19 protein-coding genes are annotated in these 18,988 nt (G+C 50.7%); 17 read left to right on the top strand and 2 right to left on the bottom strand.

Annotated features, from left to right (window positions below; all coding sequences use genetic code 11):
• Positions 1-257: 257 nt before the first annotated feature.
• Positions 258-1,853, top strand: a complete 1,596-nt coding sequence (locus PDUR_RS09140) for an amidohydrolase (RefSeq protein ID WP_042205997.1) — start codon at positions 258-260, stop codon at positions 1,851-1,853.
• A 93-nt stretch (positions 1,854-1,946) separates the two neighbouring features.
• Positions 1,947-2,852 (top strand): DUF8580 domain-containing lipoprotein, encoded by a 906-nt coding sequence (locus PDUR_RS09145; RefSeq protein WP_042205998.1) that lies wholly within the window; start codon positions 1,947-1,949, stop codon positions 2,850-2,852.
• A gap of 136 nt (positions 2,853-2,988) precedes the next feature.
• On the opposite strand, the gene PDUR_RS09150 is transcribed toward PDUR_RS09145, so the two are convergent.
• Positions 2,989-3,438 carry a hypothetical protein gene (locus tag PDUR_RS09150; RefSeq protein ID WP_052410138.1) on the bottom strand — a complete coding sequence of 150 codons (450 nt, stop codon included), beginning with the start codon at positions 3,436-3,438 and terminating at the stop codon, positions 2,989-2,991.
• A gap of 161 nt (positions 3,439-3,599) precedes the next feature.
• Between PDUR_RS09150 and PDUR_RS09155 the strand changes: the two genes are divergently transcribed.
• Positions 3,600-3,980 (top strand): DUF423 domain-containing protein, encoded by a 381-nt coding sequence (locus tag PDUR_RS09155; protein WP_042205999.1) that lies wholly within the window; start codon positions 3,600-3,602, stop codon positions 3,978-3,980.
• A 114-nt stretch (positions 3,981-4,094) separates the two neighbouring features.
• Here PDUR_RS09155 and PDUR_RS09160 read toward each other — a convergent pair whose 3' ends face one another.
• Positions 4,095-4,640 carry a hypothetical protein gene (locus tag PDUR_RS09160; RefSeq protein ID WP_042206000.1) on the bottom strand — a complete coding sequence of 182 codons (546 nt, stop codon included), beginning with the start codon at positions 4,638-4,640 and terminating at the stop codon, positions 4,095-4,097.
• Positions 4,641-4,843: 203 nt separating this feature from the next.
• Here PDUR_RS09160 and PDUR_RS09165 point away from each other — a divergent pair, with 203 nt between their 5' ends.
• The 14 genes from PDUR_RS09165 (at position 4,844) to PDUR_RS09225 (ending at position 18,917) form a co-directional block, all read left to right on the top strand.
• Positions 4,844-5,146, top strand: a complete 303-nt coding sequence (locus PDUR_RS09165) for a YunC family protein (protein WP_042206001.1) — start codon at positions 4,844-4,846, stop codon at positions 5,144-5,146.
• A gap of 302 nt (positions 5,147-5,448) precedes the next feature.
• On the top strand, positions 5,449-5,910 hold the full coding sequence (locus PDUR_RS09170; RefSeq protein ID WP_042206002.1) for a Dps family protein: 462 nt from the start codon (positions 5,449-5,451) through the stop codon (positions 5,908-5,910).
• Between the two features lie 320 nt (positions 5,911-6,230).
• The gene (locus tag PDUR_RS09175) at positions 6,231-6,803 is read left to right on the top strand and encodes a DUF1802 family protein (RefSeq protein ID WP_042206003.1); all 573 of its coding nucleotides are present in this window, start codon (positions 6,231-6,233) and stop codon (positions 6,801-6,803) included.
• Positions 6,804-7,029: 226 nt separating this feature from the next.
• Positions 7,030-7,812 carry a Fe-S cluster assembly ATPase SufC gene (gene sufC / locus PDUR_RS09180; RefSeq protein WP_042206004.1) on the top strand — a complete coding sequence of 261 codons (783 nt, stop codon included), beginning with the start codon at positions 7,030-7,032 and terminating at the stop codon, positions 7,810-7,812.
• Positions 7,813-7,837: 25 nt separating this feature from the next.
• On the top strand, positions 7,838-9,139 hold the full coding sequence (gene sufD / locus PDUR_RS09185) for a Fe-S cluster assembly protein SufD (protein ID WP_042206005.1): 1,302 nt from the start codon (positions 7,838-7,840) through the stop codon (positions 9,137-9,139).
• Complete coding sequence (locus PDUR_RS09190; RefSeq protein ID WP_042206007.1) at positions 9,136-10,359, top strand: cysteine desulfurase; 1,224 nt, start codon at positions 9,136-9,138, stop codon at positions 10,357-10,359. Before sufD ends, PDUR_RS09190 begins: the two co-directional genes overlap by 4 nt.
• Positions 10,346-10,780 carry a Fe-S cluster assembly sulfur transfer protein SufU gene (sufU, locus tag PDUR_RS09195; protein ID WP_042206008.1) on the top strand — a complete coding sequence of 145 codons (435 nt, stop codon included), beginning with the start codon at positions 10,346-10,348 and terminating at the stop codon, positions 10,778-10,780. Before PDUR_RS09190 ends, sufU begins: the two co-directional genes overlap by 14 nt.
• A 23-nt stretch (positions 10,781-10,803) precedes the next feature.
• Complete coding sequence (sufB, locus tag PDUR_RS09200) at positions 10,804-12,201, top strand: Fe-S cluster assembly protein SufB (protein WP_025690805.1); 1,398 nt, start codon at positions 10,804-10,806, stop codon at positions 12,199-12,201.
• Between the two features lie 143 nt (positions 12,202-12,344).
• Positions 12,345-12,926 carry a hypothetical protein gene (locus tag PDUR_RS09205; protein WP_042206009.1) on the top strand — a complete coding sequence of 194 codons (582 nt, stop codon included), beginning with the start codon at positions 12,345-12,347 and terminating at the stop codon, positions 12,924-12,926.
• Positions 12,927-13,050: 124 nt separating this feature from the next.
• Positions 13,051-13,461 (top strand): VOC family protein, encoded by a 411-nt coding sequence (locus PDUR_RS09210; protein ID WP_042206010.1) that lies wholly within the window; start codon positions 13,051-13,053, stop codon positions 13,459-13,461.
• A gap of 307 nt (positions 13,462-13,768) precedes the next feature.
• On the top strand, positions 13,769-15,529 hold the full coding sequence (locus PDUR_RS09215; protein ID WP_042206011.1) for an ABC transporter ATP-binding protein: 1,761 nt from the start codon (positions 13,769-13,771) through the stop codon (positions 15,527-15,529).
• 41 nt (positions 15,530-15,570) lie between these two features.
• Complete coding sequence (locus tag PDUR_RS09220) at positions 15,571-17,388, top strand: ABC transporter ATP-binding protein (protein ID WP_042209209.1); 1,818 nt, start codon at positions 15,571-15,573, stop codon at positions 17,386-17,388.
• 191 nt (positions 17,389-17,579) lie between these two features.
• Positions 17,580-17,891, top strand: coding sequence for a hypothetical protein (locus tag PDUR_RS29765; RefSeq protein WP_233277511.1), 312 nt, complete (start codon positions 17,580-17,582; stop codon positions 17,889-17,891).
• 111 nt (positions 17,892-18,002) lie between these two features.
• Positions 18,003-18,917: an IS200/IS605 family accessory protein TnpB-related protein gene (locus PDUR_RS09225; RefSeq protein ID WP_233277512.1), complete on the top strand. Its 915-nt coding sequence runs from the start codon at positions 18,003-18,005 to the stop codon at positions 18,915-18,917.
• Positions 18,918-18,988 lie beyond the last annotated feature (71 nt).

Consider the following 18,988-nt stretch of genomic DNA (forward strand, 5'->3'; position numbering starts at 1 on the left):
AACGAAATTCACTCGCAGGCTGCGGCGTTGACGGTGTTATTAATAGGGTGCGATAATAGCCGGGCGCCGGAAGCCAGCAGTTGTACCTAAAGTATATTCACGGACGCAAGGGATATGTGCGCTCAGCTGAGCGGAGATGGAAGGTTAGGAAAATGTAAAATGACGGGATTGCGGTGAAGTTCAGTTTGCGTTATGTTAGCCTATTATCAAGAGATGGCGAACGCTCAAACAGCAGAGGGTAATGAGGGGGAGTAACGATGCCTGGTATTTTGTTCACGAACGGAACAGGAATCCAAGGCGCTCAGGACGCTGCGGATTCTATATATACTGAGAATGGAATCATAGCGGCGATCGGAACGCAGCGTGAGTTGAAGCTTCAACTGGCGGGGAGGGATTATAAGACCGTAGATTGGGACGGCGGCTATGTGCTTCCGGGTCTTGCCGATTCCCATCTGCATCTTGGAATGCAGGGTATGAAGCTGGATATGCTGGACTTTACGGGCACAGCTTCAAAGGTGGAAATGTTAAAAAGAATCGCGGATCGCGCGAACACGACTCCCCCGGGCGGCTGGATTCTCGGACTTAACTGGAATGAAAATGAGTTCAGACCGGCGGAAGCTCCGCACAAACGTGAGCTCGATGAAATTACGGACCAGCATCCGATATTTCTTACACGCACCTGCTTTCACGCCTATCTTGGCAATAGCGAGGCGTTCCGTCTGGCGGGCGTGACGGAGTCGACTCCGAATCCCCCTTCAGGTGCATATGGCCGCGACGCAGACGGCTGCCTGAACGGCTTGATCTATGAAGATGCCTCGCTTCCGTTTACGGCGGTCCAGCCTGCGCCAAGCTATGACGCCCTGAAAAATGCCATGCGAAGGGCATGTCAGCACGCGCTGTCGCTGGGACTGACCGCAGCGCATACCGAGGACCTGCGCCTGCTCGGCAGCATGGATACGATGCTGCGAATCCACAGGGAGCTGCACGAAGAGGGAGTATATTTCCGTACGCATCAGCTGCTGTACTATCCGTTCCTTCAGGAGGCGGAGGAGCTAGGGCTTCACCCAGGCGATGGCGATGAATGGCTGCGCATCGGCGCGCTCAAGCTTTTCTCCGACGGCGCGATTGGAGGACGGACAGCGCTGCTCGTCAGGCCTTACAGCGATGCGCCGCATACCTCCGGTATAGCTATTCATACTCAAGAGGAGCTGAATGAGATCGTTGCCGCAGCACGCCGGAGTTCCTTTCCGGCCGCCGTTCACGCAATCGGCGATGCGGCGGCCGATATGACGTTGACCGCAATGGAAAGGGTGCCGCTGCCGAAGGACGCGCCGCTGCCGGACCGTTTCATCCATGCCCAGGTGCTGGACGCGGCACTCGTGGAACGAATGCGGGCCTTGCGGCTGATTGCCGATATCCAGCCCCGTTTTGTCGCCAGTGATTTTCCGTGGGTGCTTGACCGAGTCGGCGAGGAGAGGAAGGAATATTTATACGCTTGGAGGAAGCTGCTGGCCGCAGGCATTACCTGTGCGGGCGGAAGCGACGCGCCGATTGAGCCTTTGAATCCTTTTCTTGGCCTGCATGCGGCTGTGACGCGCCGTAAACCGGATGAGACGCATGCCGGCTATTTGCCGGAACAAAAGCTTACGACGGCGGAAGCGCTCCGGCTGTTCATCGAAGGAAGCGCCGCTGCCGCCGGAGAAGAGCGTGAACGCGGTCGCATCGCCGTAGGCATGCGCGCCGACTTCACTGTAATTGACCGTGACATATCGGTTAACGCGGAGGAAATGCTGGCCGCCAAAGCCCGGATGACGGTAGTTAACGGCACAATAGCATACCGAGCTTCCCGCTAGTAACTCCGAAAATTCATTTGCAACCTTGGCACTGGATGGAACGTTTAGTAGGGTGAGTGTACACAGCACGAAAATTTAAGGAGGCATGAGAACATGAAACCTCGACATTCCATATCAGCTGCGGCAGCCATGGCCGTATTCTTGCTGACCCTAACGGCTTGCGGGGGAAATGGGCCGTCCGCTGTTCCAACTGATGCGCCCGCCACGGTCTCACCGACGGCTGCGATAAGTCCGGAGCCGAGCGCGCCTGAACCGTCCCCCTCACCGAGCGCGCCCGCAGGCGGGGAAACGCAGGTGATTAAGGGAACTGGCGTCTATAATGGACAAATCGACAGCCATTCGATAGAAATTCAGACGGAGGAAGGTCCGGTTGCCTTTGAGCTCGGAGCCGGAATGGAGAGCATACCGGAAACATTGAATGAAGAAGACCAAGTCGTCTTTGAATACGTGGAAAAAGCGGTGAGTGGCGACGCTTCTCTTAAGCAGAGGATACTCACCAAGCTGGCCGCCTCGGAAGGCGAGACGGGAAAGGGAACCGGACTGCCGCAGACGAAGCAGCTGGAGCTTATGCTTGAGGGCAGCCGTGAAGAAAAGACCGCGACACTTGCACCAGGCGACGGATACTCGCTGTATGTGTTCGACATTCTTACGTTCGACTCGGCAAAGGGAAGACTTTACCTGAAGGCGGCTCCCGATTATTATGCTGACATTGAGAAGCTTCCTTCGGACTTTAACCTCGATGCTCTGCTGGTCGAAGGTCGTGAAGAATTGTCCAAGACCGGAGAAGTCAAGGAGCTGAAGGGTCAAGAGAGAGCCAGTCATTTGTCTGACGCTCGGCTGCTTCTGACCGCTTCCGGCAATGGCGGAACGAGAAAATATATCGTAACCGAAACGGACGGACAGGGATACATCATCAGAATGAATATCCCGTATGGGGATGCAACGGAAGGTTTTCCGCCGCATGCCTTTGCTTCGCTGAATACGCTTGTGAACCATTAAATCGTGTGAAGATTCACCCGTATACGCACAGGAAAAGGCCCCTTCGATCTTGTCTCCCGAAGCTTTTGGGACAAGCGAAGGGGCCGCTCTCGTTCTCGCGTCCACATTCCTATTAGGACGGCGGCAGCACCCAGGATTAGTGCAGGGAGCCTGCACTCATCAGAGCCACTGCTATAAGCAGCAGGAACAGAAGCAGGACTAACCCGTTGATGATCGTGCCGATGATTCCGAATACTTTACGTCTTCCACGCAGGGCAAGACCGATGATGCCCACCACTACACCGATGACATTGAGCGCCGCAAGCGCAAGTATGGCCAGCCCGAGAAACAGGAAGGCTCCGCTTGTTTCGCCTTTCAGCGCACCCGTTTCATTTAACACCGGCGCGATTAAGGTTCCGGCGACTATGAAAGAGACGATGTATCCCCCCAGCGCAACCATGGCAATAACAAAAGAAGCGATGCCTGGACCGGAATGCTTGATGACCCGTGGTTCCTCCCGGTAGGGGGCATAGCCGGAATGGTCGCCACCGCCGGGAGTGGTTGCATTTTGCGGCGCGTTGTTTGTGGAGTAATCTTGTTCATTCATAAACTTTGGTGCACTCCTTTTCGGATTGTTATGTATATATCCAATTTTTCATAAAGCGGCACTAAATGCAAGCAAAAGGAACAAATATGAAGACACTGGATTTGGAGCCGTCCCATCCGTTATGATGGAAATATTCAGTACAAAATAAGGAGTTGTCTTCTTTGCAGCGTAAATTTATAGGCTTAGGGGCTTTGCTTGCCATGCTGGCGGTAGCCATAGGCGCTTTTGGCGCCCATATCCTGAAATCCTCGCTAGGGGAGAGCGCCATGGCGGTATATGAAACGGGCGTTCATTATCATATGATGCATGCGCTGGGTCTTCTGATTGTCGGTATTGCCGCAGGGCAATGGGGGGATAGTTCTCGGCTGAGATGGTCGGGCTGGCTGCTGCTTGCCGGCATCGTTCTGTTCTCGGGCAGCCTGTATGCGCTGAGTATTTCCGGAATCAAAGTACTGGGAGCGATTACCCCTCTGGGCGGAGTGTGCTTCATTGCAGGCTGGCTGCTGCTTGCGCTGGAGGCCTTTGCCCGCAGACACGCATAATTATATTAGAAAAGCCGCCGAAACGACGTATCTGGGTGCTCTCGGTGCCAACAATAAGCCATAAGCCCCAAAAGGGCGCCTTTAGACCATTTGGCCTAGGCGCCCTTTTGGATTTTACAAAAACTCGTCAATTTCATTCAGCCTGAACGTGTAAACCTGTTTCTCGTCAACGTGGTAGACGTTAATCGTAGCGGACGCTTCATCGAAATTCAGAATACGGCACGGCATGGATATCTGCTTGCCTTGACGGTTGGCTCTTAACCGGACCAGCCGATTGTCCCGGATAAATGCGCGAATCTGGCTGAGAGGGTCGGCGGGATTATCCATCGACTTACCATTGCCTGGTTCATTGCCGGGATTTGCTGGCGAAACGGGACTTTGCGCCGCCACGGCAGACTTCTGAAGTACAGCGCGGTGAATGCCAGGCTGTGTTCCAGGAGGAGGTTGTTCCTGCTTGGATATCGTTTGCAGGGGATCGAGAAGGCTGTCGATGGTTTTTCCCAGGGGCAGTTCCGATTGAATTCTGAAGTCGCCGACAACATCGCTGCTGTTCATTAATTCGAGCAAATATTGCAGTGCAAGCCGGTTGGTACGGGCATTTATCAAGATGTCGACATTAAACAAGTAATGCTCGTCTGCACTCAGCGTTTTATTATCCATATATCCCCCAGCTTTACTTATAGGAATGGTTCTTTGTATATAAACTATAACATTAATTATGAAATAGTTATAGAGTCGAGTTTGAAAAAAATAGGTCTTATGTCTCCGATATCTATTGAAAATTTGGGACCATCGTCCACACGCGAGCTTCCCGACAGGCATAAACATACAGCGGGGTAAGACAATGAGGGAGGTGCCTATACATGGTGACAATGGTTCCAGTTGCAGTTGGCGGTCATATTATGCTTGGAGTTGAAGTGAAGCTGCCCAAAACGACGCTGCTGACAATCAGCAACGATAGAGGTTATATTATGTGCGGCGCGCTTGATGTCGGGCTGCTTAACGAACGTCTGGCAGACCGGGGCATCATTGCCGGCAGAGCGGTGGGGGTTCGGACGCTGGAGCAGCTGCTTGAAGCTCCTTTGGAATCGGTTACGGTCGAAGCGGAAAAGCTTGGGATTGTTCCCGGGATGACGGGATCTGAAGCTCTGCTTAAGATGATTTAGTTCAATACCGCGGATGAATGGGGCCGAAAGGGCCCTTTTTTAATATGTGTAGGTATAAGTTGCATATTTATGAAAGAAGTGAACGGTGTTATAAAGAGAATGAGGCGGATAAGGAAGGTCTTCTCCGAGCATTCTACGCAAGAGGGGAACATATTCTGTATTTTGACAAAAATTTGGATAATTAATTTTTTTGGAGTTTCGCCAAGCCGCGTATAAGGGTAATTGGACATTAGACAGCTGTGCAGGGGCCGAATCATCAATAACAAGCCGGCTAAAATTTTGGATAAAGGAAGGGATAGACTATGGCTAAAGCAACGAACAAAGTGGGTTCAACCTCTATCGAGCAAGTACTAAACCGGAATGTCGCTAACTTGAACGTATTGTATGTCAAATTACACAATTTCCACTGGTTTGTAAAAGGCGAGCAATTCTTCACCCTTCATGTTAAGTTCGAAAAGCTATACGATGAAGTTACGGAGAAAATGGACGAGGTAGCTGAACGCCTGCTGAGCATTAAGGGAACCCCTGCGGCGACTATGAAGGAATATCTTGAGATTGCGACGATTCAGGAAGCAACCGGCAAGGAAGACAGCCGCGCCATGCTTCAATCGCTGATCGAAGACTTTACGACTATAGCTGAAGAGTTAACTGAAGGCATTGAGCTGGCAGAGGAAGCCAGCGATCAGCCTACAGCGGATCTGTTCATCAAAATCCGCAGTGATTTCGAGAAGCATTCCTGGATGCTGCGCTCTTTCCTCGGCTGAGATCGAGCTTGGCGGTGTTACCCCCTGCGAAAATCTTTTGTTACTAAAGAGAAGCCTCCTTCGCGGAGGCTTTTTCTTAGTATTTTTCAGACAATTTACTTAACTCCGGGGCCAGCTCATGATTATAAGCAGACTTGCCGTGACGAAGGAAGAAATCCTTAACGCGGCATATAACTGGGTCATTCCTTGCTTCGTAAAAATCCGGCATATCCAGGATTTGACGGAAGGTTCTTTAACATCAGCCTGTCGAAATGGAGCGAATAACGCTATAATAGATACATAAGCAGCTAGAAATCAGGGATGGAAGGGGAGATAAGGGGATGAATCTTAACCCTGTCGCTTTGAAAGAATGGGCCTCAGCCATTGATGTTCTTGCAGGAGGAGATCAGATTATGCTTCTGCGAAAAGGAGGCATCGAGGAAGAAACCCAGCGATTCGAACTCAAGAGCCATTCCTTTTATTTGTTTCCGACCTACGAGCATCAACGGACCCATCTGGTCAAAGACCCATACCGGGCTTCTGTGGAACGTTCACTTTCGGAATTTGATGCGGGGGCCAGTCATGTGAAGATTACCGCTTATGCTGAGGCCGTCGATGATCTTGAGGTGCGCGATTTTGAACAGCTTGAACGGCTTTATCCCTACCATATGTGGACCGGGAAGTTGGCCGAGGAACGGCTGAAATGGAAGGCGAAGGAACCCCTGCATGTACTGCTGCTCAAAGTATACAAGCTGGAGAAGCCTGCTGAAATCGAGATGCTTCCGGAATACGGCGGATGCCGTTCCTGGATCGAGCTTGCGGTTCCCCCGGAGGATATTTCGCTAAATCCTGTTTTGAGCGAAGAAGCCTTTGAAGAAAAGCGAAGAAGTATTAAGTTCATTTTAGGGCAATAATATGACAATTATCATGAGCAAAACCTGAAAAATCCATGAAAATGAAAATTTCGGTTTGAAAATATGGGTTTATTATAATAAAATGAGTGAAAATCATTGATAATCACTGAGAATCATTTTATAATTATTTTAATTTGATAAGCACTCTAAACACGATGTTGGGATCAGGGCAACCTGTTGCAATAATTCTGATTTCGCAAATCGATCAATGAAGGGGATGAACGTTATGGCAGCAGAATTTGTCATTGAGGGTTTGAAAGCGACGATTGAGGGGAAAGAGATCTTGAAGGGATTTAACCTTCAAATGAAGGGCGGCGAGGTTCATGCCATCATGGGCCCGAACGGCACTGGTAAAAGTACTCTGGCGTCTTCGCTGATGGGTCATCCGAAATATGAAGTGACGGAAGGAACCGTAACTCTTGAGGGTGATGACGTGCTGGAGATGTCCGTTGACGAACGCGCCCGCGCCGGTTTGTTCCTTGCTATGCAGTACCCCAGCGAGATCGCCGGCGTAACGAACTCCGACTTTCTGCGCAGTGCGATCAACGCGCGCCGCGAAGAGGGAAGTGAAATTTCGCTGATCAAGTTTATCCGCCAAATGGAAGGCAAGATGAAGGATTTGGAGATGAATCCGGAGTTCATGCACCGCTATTTGAATGAAGGCTTCTCCGGCGGCGAGAAGAAACGCAACGAAATTTTGCAAATGCTGCTGCTGGAACCGAAAATTGTGATACTTGATGAAATCGATTCGGGTCTTGATATCGACGCGCTAAGAGTTGTTGCGCAGGGTGTAAACTCTATGCGAAGCGAAGGCCGCGGTTTCCTGGTTATCACTCACTACCAACGTCTGCTTAACTACATCAAACCCGACTTTGTTCATATTATGATGCAAGGCAGAATTGTAAAATCCGGCGGCCCTGAGCTTGCGGAGCGATTGGAAGCCGATGGCTATGAATGGGTGAAGGAAGAGCTGGGGATCGAAGATGAAACCGTAGGGCAGGAAGCTTAAAAACGCCTGGAAGGAGGAGACCATAATGACTACGCAAACCATTCTTCCGGTGGACGCCGGCCGATTGAGCGAACTATCGCTGAGAAGCGGCGAGCCGGAATGGCTGAAAGAAAGCCGTCTCAAGGCGCTTGAGCTGGCCGCAGAACTGGAATTGCCGAAGCTGGAGAAGACTCGGATTGATCGCTGGAATATAAATCAATACGGCAGCTATAAAGAAAGTGCGGCGATCACCGCATTGAACGAAGCGCCTTCCTCCATTGCCGCGCTGGTAGGCAGCTCGGAGGAAGGAAGCCTTATTATCCAACGGAATTCCGGAGCGGTCTATACACGGCTCGCCCCGGAGCTGGCGGAACAGGGTGTAATCTTCACGGATCTGCAAACTGCGGTTAAGGAGCACGGAGAGCTAGTGCGGCGGTACTTGCACACCGCGGTCAAACCGGAGGAGCATTCGGTTGCGGCTCTGCACGCGGCGCTGTGGAACGGTGGCGTATTCCTGTACATTCCGAAAAATGTAGTGGTCGATACACCGGTTCAGGCTGTATTCCTGACAGATGACGCGGAGGCTTCATTTGCTCCCCATGTTCTAATCGTTGCAGATAGCAACAGTTCGGTAACTTATGTTGACAACTATGTATCGGGCAAGAGCGAAGCCGGACTTCACAACGGCGCAGTGGAAGTGTTCGCCTGCGCCGGAGCGAAGGTCCGCTACGCTACGGTGCATCAATTCGGTGCTGATACCACGGATGTTACGTATCGCCGCGCGATCGTGGAGAATGACGGAACGGTCGAGTGGATTGTCGGCGAAATGAACGACGGCGATACGGCCAGCGACACAAAGTCGGTGCTTAAGGGCAACGGGGCAAGCTCCGACGCAAAAGTTATCGCGGTAGGCTCAGGCTCGCAGAAGCTCAACTACACGACGCAGGCGCAGCATTTCGGCAAGAACACGCCAAGCAATATGATTACCCGTGCGGTTATGCGTGAGAACGCCACGTCGATTATCAACGGAATTACCAAAATCGAGAAAGGCGCTACGCGAGCTGACGGCCAGCAGACGGAAAAAGTGCTAATGCTTAGCCCTAAGGCACGCGGCGACGCCAATCCGATTCTACTTATAGACGAGGACGATGTTACCGCAGGTCATGCCGCTTCCGTAGGGCAGGTTAATCCGGAACAAATCTATTATCTGATGTCCCGCGGTATTTCGCGTTCGGATGCGGAGAAACTGGTTATTTATGGCTTCCTTGCGCCGGTAGTGTCGCAAATTCCACTTGAGGGACTGCGTAATCAGCTTAAGTCTCTCGTGGAAAGGAAGTTGGGCCAATGAACAGCTCTATCCGGGAACTATTCCCCATCCTGAACCAGAATGTTAACGGCCATCCGCTCGTATATCTGGATAGTGCCGCGACATCGCAGAAGCCACGGCAGGTAATTGAAGCGATCAAGGCTTACTACGAGCTTGATAATTCCAACGTTCATCGCGGCGTCCATACGCTGGGCAGCCGCGCAACCGATGCTTATGAAGGAGCCAGAGAGAAGGTTGCCAGATTTATTAACGCCCATAGTACCAAAGAAATCATATTTACCCGTGGTACGACGACGGCTCTTAATCTGGTAGCTTCCTCTTATGGTCCTTCCGCCGTCGGCGAGGGCGATGAGATCGTGATTACCCTGATGGAGCATCACAGCAACCTGATTCCGTGGCAGCAGCTCGCCAAGAAGACGGGAGCGACTCTTAAGTTCATTCCGCTTCAGAAAGATGGAACCATTCTGCTGGAAGACGCCGAGAAGACGATTACGGACAACACCAAGATCGTCTCCGTGGCCTATGTCTCCAATGTAATGGGCGTTACCAGCCCGGTAAAAGAAATTGCGGCCATCGCACACCGGCACGGCGCGGTCATGGTGGTCGACGGCGCGCAGAGCACGCCGCATATGAAGGTTGACGTTCAGGATCTGGACTGCGACTTCTATGCCTTGTCCGGCCACAAAATGTGCGGGCCAACCGGTATCGGCGCCCTTTACGGCAAGAGAGCGCTGCTTGAAGCCATGGACCCGATTGAATTTGGCGGGGAAATGATTGATGACGTCGGTCTTTACGATTCGACCTGGAAGGAACTTCCCTGGAAGTTCGAGGGCGGCACGCCGATCATCGCGGGTGCAGTCGGCCTGGGAGCGGCGATTGACTTCCTTCAAGAGGTCGGTCTGGATGAGATTCACCGGCATGAGATTAAGCTCGCGGACTATGCGGAGCAGCGTCTGGCCGAAGTTGAAGGAATATCGATTTACGGACCGCGTAACCGGGAAGTGGGCGTCATAACCTTCAATTTGGGGGATGTTCACCCGCATGACGTAGCCACTGTGCTTGATGCGGAAGGAATAGCGGTCCGGGCGGGTCACCACTGCTGCCAGCCACTGATGCGCTGGCTGGAAGTTAGTTCTACGGCAAGGGCCAGCCTATACTTGTATAACACCGAAGAAGATATTGACCGGCTGGCCTCGGCATTAATCCGGACAAAGGAGTATTTCGCCGATGCAATTGGATGATTTGTACAGACGTGTAATCATGGATCATTATAAGAATCCCCGGAACCGCGGCTTGTTCGAAGACGATGCTATGAAGGTGGAACTGAACAATCCTACCTGCGGCGACCGTATTACACTGCAGCTTAAGGTGGAAGACGGAATCGTAAAGGAAGCCCGGTATGTCGGCGAAGGCTGCTCGATCAGCATGTCCTCCGCTTCGATGATGACCGAAGTCGTTAAAGGAAAGACAGTGGAGAAGGCGCTGGATTTGGCCAGCCGGTTCTCTGCACTGATGAAGGGCGAGGACGTGACGTTCGACGATTACGAAGATTTAGAGGCCCTGTCCGGCGTTAACAAATTTCCGGCGCGGATCAAATGTGCGACTCTGGCCTGGAATGCGCTGCGCAAAGGCATCGACGAGGAAGAGCGGCATCACCACTAAATAAACTGAAGGAGGCGTACCCCATGGCCAAAAAAGCGCCTGAAATTGAAGAGTACAAATATGGTTTTCGGGACGAGCACAAGGCGGTATTTCAAACGGGTAAAGGGCTGACTCCGGAAATTGTCAAGGAAATCTCGGCGATTAAGAATGAGCCGCAGTGGATGCTGGACTTCCGTCTGAAATCGCTCGAGCAATTCGGTAAAATGCCGCTGCCTCGTTGGGGAGGAAACCTTGACGAGCTGGATTTCAACGACATTCAGTATTATGTAAGACCATCCGAGAAGCAGGGCAAGACCTGGGAAGAAGTTCCTTCTGAAATCAAGGAAACATTCGATAAGCTCGGCATTCCAGAAGCTGAACAAAAGTTCCTTGCAGGTGTATCTGCACAATACGAATCCGAGGTTGTCTACCATAGCATGCAGCATGATCTTGAAGAGCAGGGCGTAATATTTACGGATACGGACACGGCTTTGCGTGAGCATCCCGAGATCTTTAAGCAGTATTTCGGCACTGTAATTCCTCCGACCGACAACAAATTCGCAGCGCTCAACAGCGCCGTTTGGTCGGGTGGAAGCTTTATCTACGTTCCAAAAGGCGTTAAATGCGAGATACCGCTGCAGGCTTACTTCCGGATCAACTCCGAGAACATGGGACAATTCGAAAGAACGCTGATCATTGCCGATGAGGACAGCTTCGTGCATTACGTTGAAGGCTGTACCGCCCCGGTATACAGCACGAACTCGCTGCACAGTGCGGTCGTAGAAATCATCTGCAAAAAGAATGCGCGTGTCCGCTACACAACCATTCAGAACTGGGCGCCGAACATCTACAACCTCGTTACCAAACGCGCGGTTGCGGAAGAAAACGCGACGATGGAATGGGTTGACGGCAACATCGGTTCCAAGCTGACGATGAAATACCCGGCGGTCGTTCTGAAAGGACGCGGAGCGAAAGGTTCCGTGCTCTCTATCGCGGTAGCCGGTAAAGGCCAGCACCAGGATGCCGGCGCCAAGATGATCCATTTGGCACCGGATACGACGTCCACCATTATTTCGAAGTCGATCAGTAAGCACGGCGGGAAAGTTACTTACCGTGGACTCGCTTCCTTCGGCCGCCAGGCGGAAGGCGCGAAGTCAAATATTAAATGCGATACGCTCATTATGGATAACGAATCCACTTCGGATACGATTCCTTATAATGAGATTATGAACGACAACATTACGCTGGAGCATGAAGCGACCGTCTCCAAGGTATCCGAGGAGCAGCTCTTCTACCTGATGAGCCGCGGCCTTACCGAAGCGGAAGCGACCCAGATGATCGTAATGGGCTTCATCGAGCCGTTCACCAAGGAACTGCCGATGGAATACGCCGTTGAGATGAACCGTCTTATCAAGTTCGAGATGGAAGGAAGCATCGGCTAGCCTTGATTGATCAAGCTTTCCGGCTTGTGTAACATGCAAATACGTGTCCGCAGTGATCTTGACGCATTTTTGCCCAAGGCGCTCGGACACGTATTTTTTTTACATAAATGAATGACTGCATATCCAAGATTAGGAGGAATACTATGAGCTTTGTATCTGTTTTGGGCAGAAAGGACTTTTTATGCGTAATGAGCGATGGAACATTAATAGGGGATAATCATGAAATCTTGCAAGAAGATTATCAGAGATTTATTAATATCGGGAATCAAGCGTTTATTGCTTTTGCGGGCAGCCAAGGGCCCTGTGAAGAGTTGTCGGTGCAGATGCTGCCGTATTTTGATGTAAAGACGGATTTCTCCGTAATCCATAATGCGCTGGTCGATTTTTTTAATACCGATGATTTAAATCAACGCGGAGTTAAGGTCATGATTGCTTTTGGCGGGATAAATCTTGAGGGCAATATTGAATTTTTCACAGTGGATTCAGAAACGAACAAGAGCGAGAGGTACTTCCCGGAAGGGGAAGATCTTAAATTTTGTTTCTTGCGCAGTGGGGATACTTTAAATGATCTAAATGTTAAGGGAAAAATGATAGAGCTGCTGCGAACAACAGGCGCGAATACACCCACCGAATGCGTTTCCGCCCAAAAATTGCTGAATGATTATATTGCTGACCATGATGCTGAGGTGAATAAGAAAACTTCAAGAATGGTCATAAAAAAATGATAAGTGGATGCCTTACCCTTGCGGTGAGGTATTTTATTTTCGCTTAAACAACTAGACAGGAACATATGTTCTATGTTAAGATGTAAGTGAAATTCAAACTCAGGAAGGAAAGGATGTTGAAGGCATGGCTAAACTGACCCCTTACATTTTTTCGGAGGATGCAAGATCGCAGGCTGCGTTTTACACAGAGGCGCTTGGCGGAGAAGTTGTGGATGTTATGACATTCGCGGATGGTCCCGACCCGAATCCGGAGTATAAGGACAAGGTTATGCACCTGAGTTTCAAGGCGGCCGGTATTCTATTCTATATGTGCGATTCCTTGTGGACGATCGAGCGGGGAAATGGGATGGCTCTTTTGCTGGAATTTTCGACCGAAGAAGAGGCTTATGCAGCTTTTGATAAGCTTGCTGAAGGCGGGAAAGTAATCGATGCGTTGAAGCAGCAATTTTGGGGAGCACACTTCGGCCAGCTTGAGGACAAGTACGGGGTGACGTGGCAAGTCATGACGGAGATGAAGGTGCCTGAACCATCTTGATGTAATCCGAAGCCGTTAAAGTCAGACAATTTATAATGACAAGGATAACGATGAGCGTTTCCGGCAATGGGGACGCTTTTTATTTGTTTCCAATTTTCTTGCGGCAGCCAGTATTTGTGAGAAAAAGGAAGCATTCTATGAATCCGGGGGCGTATTTAGCCCGGTCAAGCGGTGATTTCGAGTGTTTAACGTTAAATTTGGGTGTTTTTCCGCTTTGCTCCATTAAATTAGGAGTGATAAACTCCTTAAAGTCTCTAGAAATTGAAAGCGTTAAAGTTCGGAAACTTGTGAAAAAAGGAGGAGAGACATGGATGTTCTTAGGCAACTGCGGGTTTTTTACCGGGAGAGGTTGCACTTTCTGATTCTATCGATTGTTTGTTTGGCTGCCGCTACGGCAGTGGGGCTGATTACCCCCAACCTGCTAAGAAAGCTGATTGACGATGTTATCTTGCCCATGAAATTTGGTGAAGTTCCCCTGCTTGCGCTGACGGTATTGGCAGTTGTATGTGTGAAGGCGTGTCTGCAGTTTGCTCATGGATTTTTTGGAGGAAGGCTCGGGAATTATTTGGCCTACCGTCTGCGCAACGCGTGTTATGAGAAGCTGCAATTTTTGTCGTTCCGTTATTATGACACCGCCAAGACCGGCGATCTCATGTCCCGGCTAACGGGAGATCTGGAAGCAATCCGCCATTTTATCGGCTTCGGATTTGCGCAGCTGCTGAATGTCTTCTTCATGGTAGTGTTTGGATCGATCATGATGCTCTCACTGAATTGGCAGCTCACCCTGGTGACGTTAGTTACGATGCCGTTCCTGGCTGCGGTTGCTTTTAAATTCGAAGGCCGAATTCACCCTGCTTTTCAGGAGATGCGGCAAGCGCTCAGCGAGCTGACGACAACGGTTCAGGAGAACGTTACCGGTGTGCGGACGGTCAAATCTTTTGCCAGAGAGCCGTATGAGGTCGATAAATTCTCCGGACGCAATGAGCGGTACAAGAACAATCAAATATACGCCGCCGAACTGTGGAGCAAGTTCTTCCCGGCTATGGAGTTTCTGGCCTGCGCTTGTGTAGCAATTCTGCTTGGAGTGGGCGGAACGCTGGTCATTAACAAACAAATGACGCTTGGCGAGCTTGTCGCTTTTTTCAGTCTAATCTGGTATATTATTGCGCCTGTATGGGGTCTTGGCTTTCATATTAACAACTATACGCAGTCGAAAGCATCCGGAGAGAGAGTGCTGGAGGTGTTGAACCAGTGGATTGATGTACAGGACAAACCAGAAGCGAGAGAGCTGAATTCAGCCGAAGTTAAGGGCCATATCGTCTTTGACCATGTTACCTTTGCCTACGGGAACAAGGTGCCGGCAGTTACGGACATTCATTTTGAAGCTAAACCGGGTTCGGTCATCGGTTTTCTGGGCGGAACCGGGTCGGGCAAATCGACGATTATCCAGCTGCTGATGCGTGCTTATGATGTCGATGAAGGCAGCATTAGGCTTGACGGCACCGACATTAGGGAACTGGGAGTACGGAGTCTGAGATCGCAGATCGCCGCCGTGTTCCAGGAAACCTTTTTGTTCTCGTCCTCCATTCGGGGAAATATCGCTTACGGGCTGAATGAGGTAACGATGGAGGAGGTTATCCGGGCGGCAAAATTAGCTAAGGCGCATGATTTTATTATGGAAATGCCGGAAGGCTATGACACTGTTGTAGGTGAGCGCGGCATGGGTCTATCGGGAGGCCAGAAGCAGCGGATCGCCATCGCGAGAGCCCTGTTGATGAATCCCCGGATATTGATTCTTGACGACGCCACCAGCGCGGTCGATATGGAAACAGAACATGAAATACAAACAGGCTTCCAGGAGGTTATGCACGGCCGGACGACGCTCATCATTGCTCACCGGATCTCATCTCTCCGCCACGCCGACCAGATTATCGTTATGGACGAAGGGAGAATTGTGCAGCAGGGAACCCATGAGGAACTGATTGGCATGCCAGGGGCTTACCGGGATGTGTACCGGATTCAATACGCCGATTATTTGGCGAAGGCCGCCGGAGGTGAACACCAGTGAATAATGTAACGGCGAGCAGAACGAATAAAGCTCCGGATTCTCTGAAATCAGGAACAAACGTACCGGTACAAGAGAGGTTTATTTACAAGGATGACGATGTCATCGATAAAGCTTTTGACTGGAAACAGTTTACACGGTTGTTCGGCTACATGAAGCCGTATGCCAGACAAATGTTGCCGATTGTCATGCTGATGATGGTACTGGGGACGATTACGAAGCTCATGGTACCGTTTCTAACCAGTCTTGCGATCGACAAGGCAATTGCACCTGGGAGCGGGAGCCCAAATCAGGCATTGCTATATGCGCTCACGGCAGGCGTCATCGTACTATATATCGTGCAGTGGATCGCGGGTGTATTCCGTATTAAATATACAAATGTGATCGGTCAAAAAGTCATTTATGATCTTCGTTCCGATCTGTTCAAACATATACAGAAGCTGTCGTTCAACTTCTTCGACAAGCGTCCGGCAGGCTCTATACTGGTGAGAGTCACCAATGATATTAACTCTCTTCAGGATCTGTTCACGAACGGTGTGGTGAACTCGATTATCGACTGCGTGCAGCTTGCCGGTATTGTCGTTATTTTATTGGCGCTGAACTGGAAGCTAGGCCTTGCGGTCATGGTTACCGTTCCGATTATGTTCCTCGTCTCGACTAAATATCGCCGGACGATTCGTATTGCCTGGCAGGCGGTACGGATCAAAAACTCGCGAATCAACTCCCATTTGAACGAGTCGATTCAGGGCATCCGGGTAACCCAGGCGTATACCCAAGAGCTTGAGAACATGAACTACTTCGACACGATGAACAGGGACAGCAAGAAATCCTGGGATAAGGCATCGGCAATGAACCAAGGATTCGGGCCGATTATTGAGGTGACGGGCGGACTCGGAACGCTGGTTCTATTCTGGTTAGGCGCGTATATGATACAGACAGGCAATCTGACCGTCGGCGTGCTCGTTGCATTCAGCACATACGTCAGCAATTTCTGGGACCCGATCAATCGGCTAGGACTGACATACAATCAACTGCTCGTAGCGATGGCTTCCTCGGAACGGATCTTTGAGTATTTAGATGAAGAGCTGCTTGTTCAGGACAAACCAGAGGCCAAACCGCTGCCTACCATTCACGGAGATATTTCTTTTGAACGGGTTTATTTCGAATATGAAAAAGGGCGTGCGGCGCTGAAGGGAATTGACCTCGAAGTATCAGCCGGGCAGTCGATCGCGCTTGTCGGTCATACCGGTTCGGGCAAGAGCACAATTATTAATCTGATTGGGCGCTTCTACGATATTACAGGGGGCAGAATTACGATAGACGGCCAAGATATCCGAGATGTCACGCTAAATAGTCTCCGAAGCCAGATTGGAATTGTGCTCCAGGATACATTCATCTTCTCCGGAACGATCAGGGACAACATCCGCTTCGGAAGGCTGGACGCAAACGACCTGGAAGTAGAGGAAGCGGCCAAAGCGGTAGATGCTCATGATTTTATTATGAAGCTGCCGGACGGCTACGAAACCCAGGTAGAGGAGCGCGGCAGCGCACTGTCGATGGGCCAGCGTCAGCTGTTGTCTTTTGCCCGGGCGCTTTTGGCCAATCCGCGCATTCTGATTCTGGATGAAGCGACGGCGAGCATCGATACCGAAACGGAGCTGAAAATCCAGGAGGCGCTGAAGGTGCTGCTCAAAGGCCGTACTTCGTTTATCGTCGCCCACCGGTTGTCCACAATCCGCCATGCCGATAAAATCGTCGTCCTCGACCATGGAGAAATTAAAGAAATGGGAACTCACCAAGAGTTGACGGAACAACAAGGCATTTATAACGGTCTGATTGAAGCGCAGTTCCGGTTTCTGTAGCACTTGGCTCAGTCGCATCTTCGAAATGTTCTAACGCTAAAGGGCTGCTCTCGCTTTCCTTGAACAGATTTAGTGTCGCAGTCCCCCGCCTCTAAGCCAACAGCGAAGGTGGGGGTTAGAGGCGTCTGCTTAACAAACATATGTTCTTGTGTTATACTAGATCCATCAAACTTGCGATAGAGGCGCGTCTCATGAAGGTGGTTAAAACACTCAAACATCCGATTACGTCCCACCACCGCATGCTGGATGCGACTCTCCTTGTGTATCAAGAGGCGCTGTCGTTCTTGATTACGGTCATTCAAGAGCAGTTTATGGCCTTAGAATCGTTATCCACCCAAGCGGTGGTGACGGCGGTAGAACGGCTGACTCACCGTACCAAGCATAATCCGAATCCGTTCTACTCCGAATTTGATCAACGCTTTTATAAGTTTCCTTCGTACTTCCGCAGAAGTGCCATTGCCGAAGCGTTTGGCATGGTGAAAAGCCATCATTCCCGTTTTTAGCTTTGGCAAGCCGAGGGGCAACATGCCCAGCAAGAAGGGAAACGCTTTTCGAAAAAACCGCCGACACTCCAAGCCCAGCATCAGGCGTTCCCTTGCTTCTATAGAGGCAATATGTTCATCAGAACCTCCGATCGGGCAGCCAACATCAAGGTATTTCATCAAGGAGATTGGGTATGGCTCCCCATTACCTTTAAGGGGCAAGACCTATTTAAACGTAACGTGTGGAGCATGAAAGAATGCAGCCCCACATTAGTCCGAAAAGGAAAACGCTATGCCCTTCATATCGCCTATGAAGGGGAGGTGAAGTTGACTCAGGCGGAACGTTCCAAGCAGCGGGTGTGTGCCGTTGATTTGGGATTAACGAATTCTGCAGTCTGTTCCGTGATGGATGCTAGCGGCACTGTCTTGGCGAGGACATTTATCAACCAAGCCAAAGAAAAAGACCGGATGCGCCAAATCACAGGCAAACTGAAACAAGCCCAGCGTCAATCCGGCATAGGCGCAAAGCCGAATTTCTGGCGGCGGATGAACGGCTTACAGACGCATATCGTCCACGATACCGCGCATCAAATCATCGCCTTTGCCCAAAAGCACCGCGCAGAGGTCATTGTCATGGAGTATTTAGGCAAGATGCGTCTGCCTAAAGGAACGTGGGGAGCCAAGCGGCTTCGAGCCAAACTCCAGTTTTGGGCCAGACGGCGTATCCAAACGAAAGTGACCGAAATGGCGCATTTCCTGGGGATGCGGGTTTCCATGGTCAACCCTGCGAATACAAGTGCGCTTGCTTTTATGGCAGTGGATTTGTACAACGCAACACAAAGCGTGATATTGCTGTATTCGCAACAGGCAAAGCGTATCACGCGGACCTTAATGCCTCGTATAACATCGGCGCACGATACGTGCTGCGCAACCTATACAAAGCCACATCTGAAAAGATGTGGTTGTCCTTGGAGGCAAAAGACCCTTCATTGGCAAAACGAACGTATTGGACGTTGGCTTCCCTCATTCGGGTGCAACAGGCGCTGAGCCTTCAAACATGAAGCTCACAAGCGTGTGCAACCCTGTATCGATGCCAACAGAAGCCCCCACTTCATGCG

This window comes from Paenibacillus durus, from assembly GCF_000756615.1.
Taxonomy (GTDB): Bacteria; Bacillota; Bacilli; order Paenibacillales; family Paenibacillaceae; genus Paenibacillus_AQ; species Paenibacillus_AQ durus.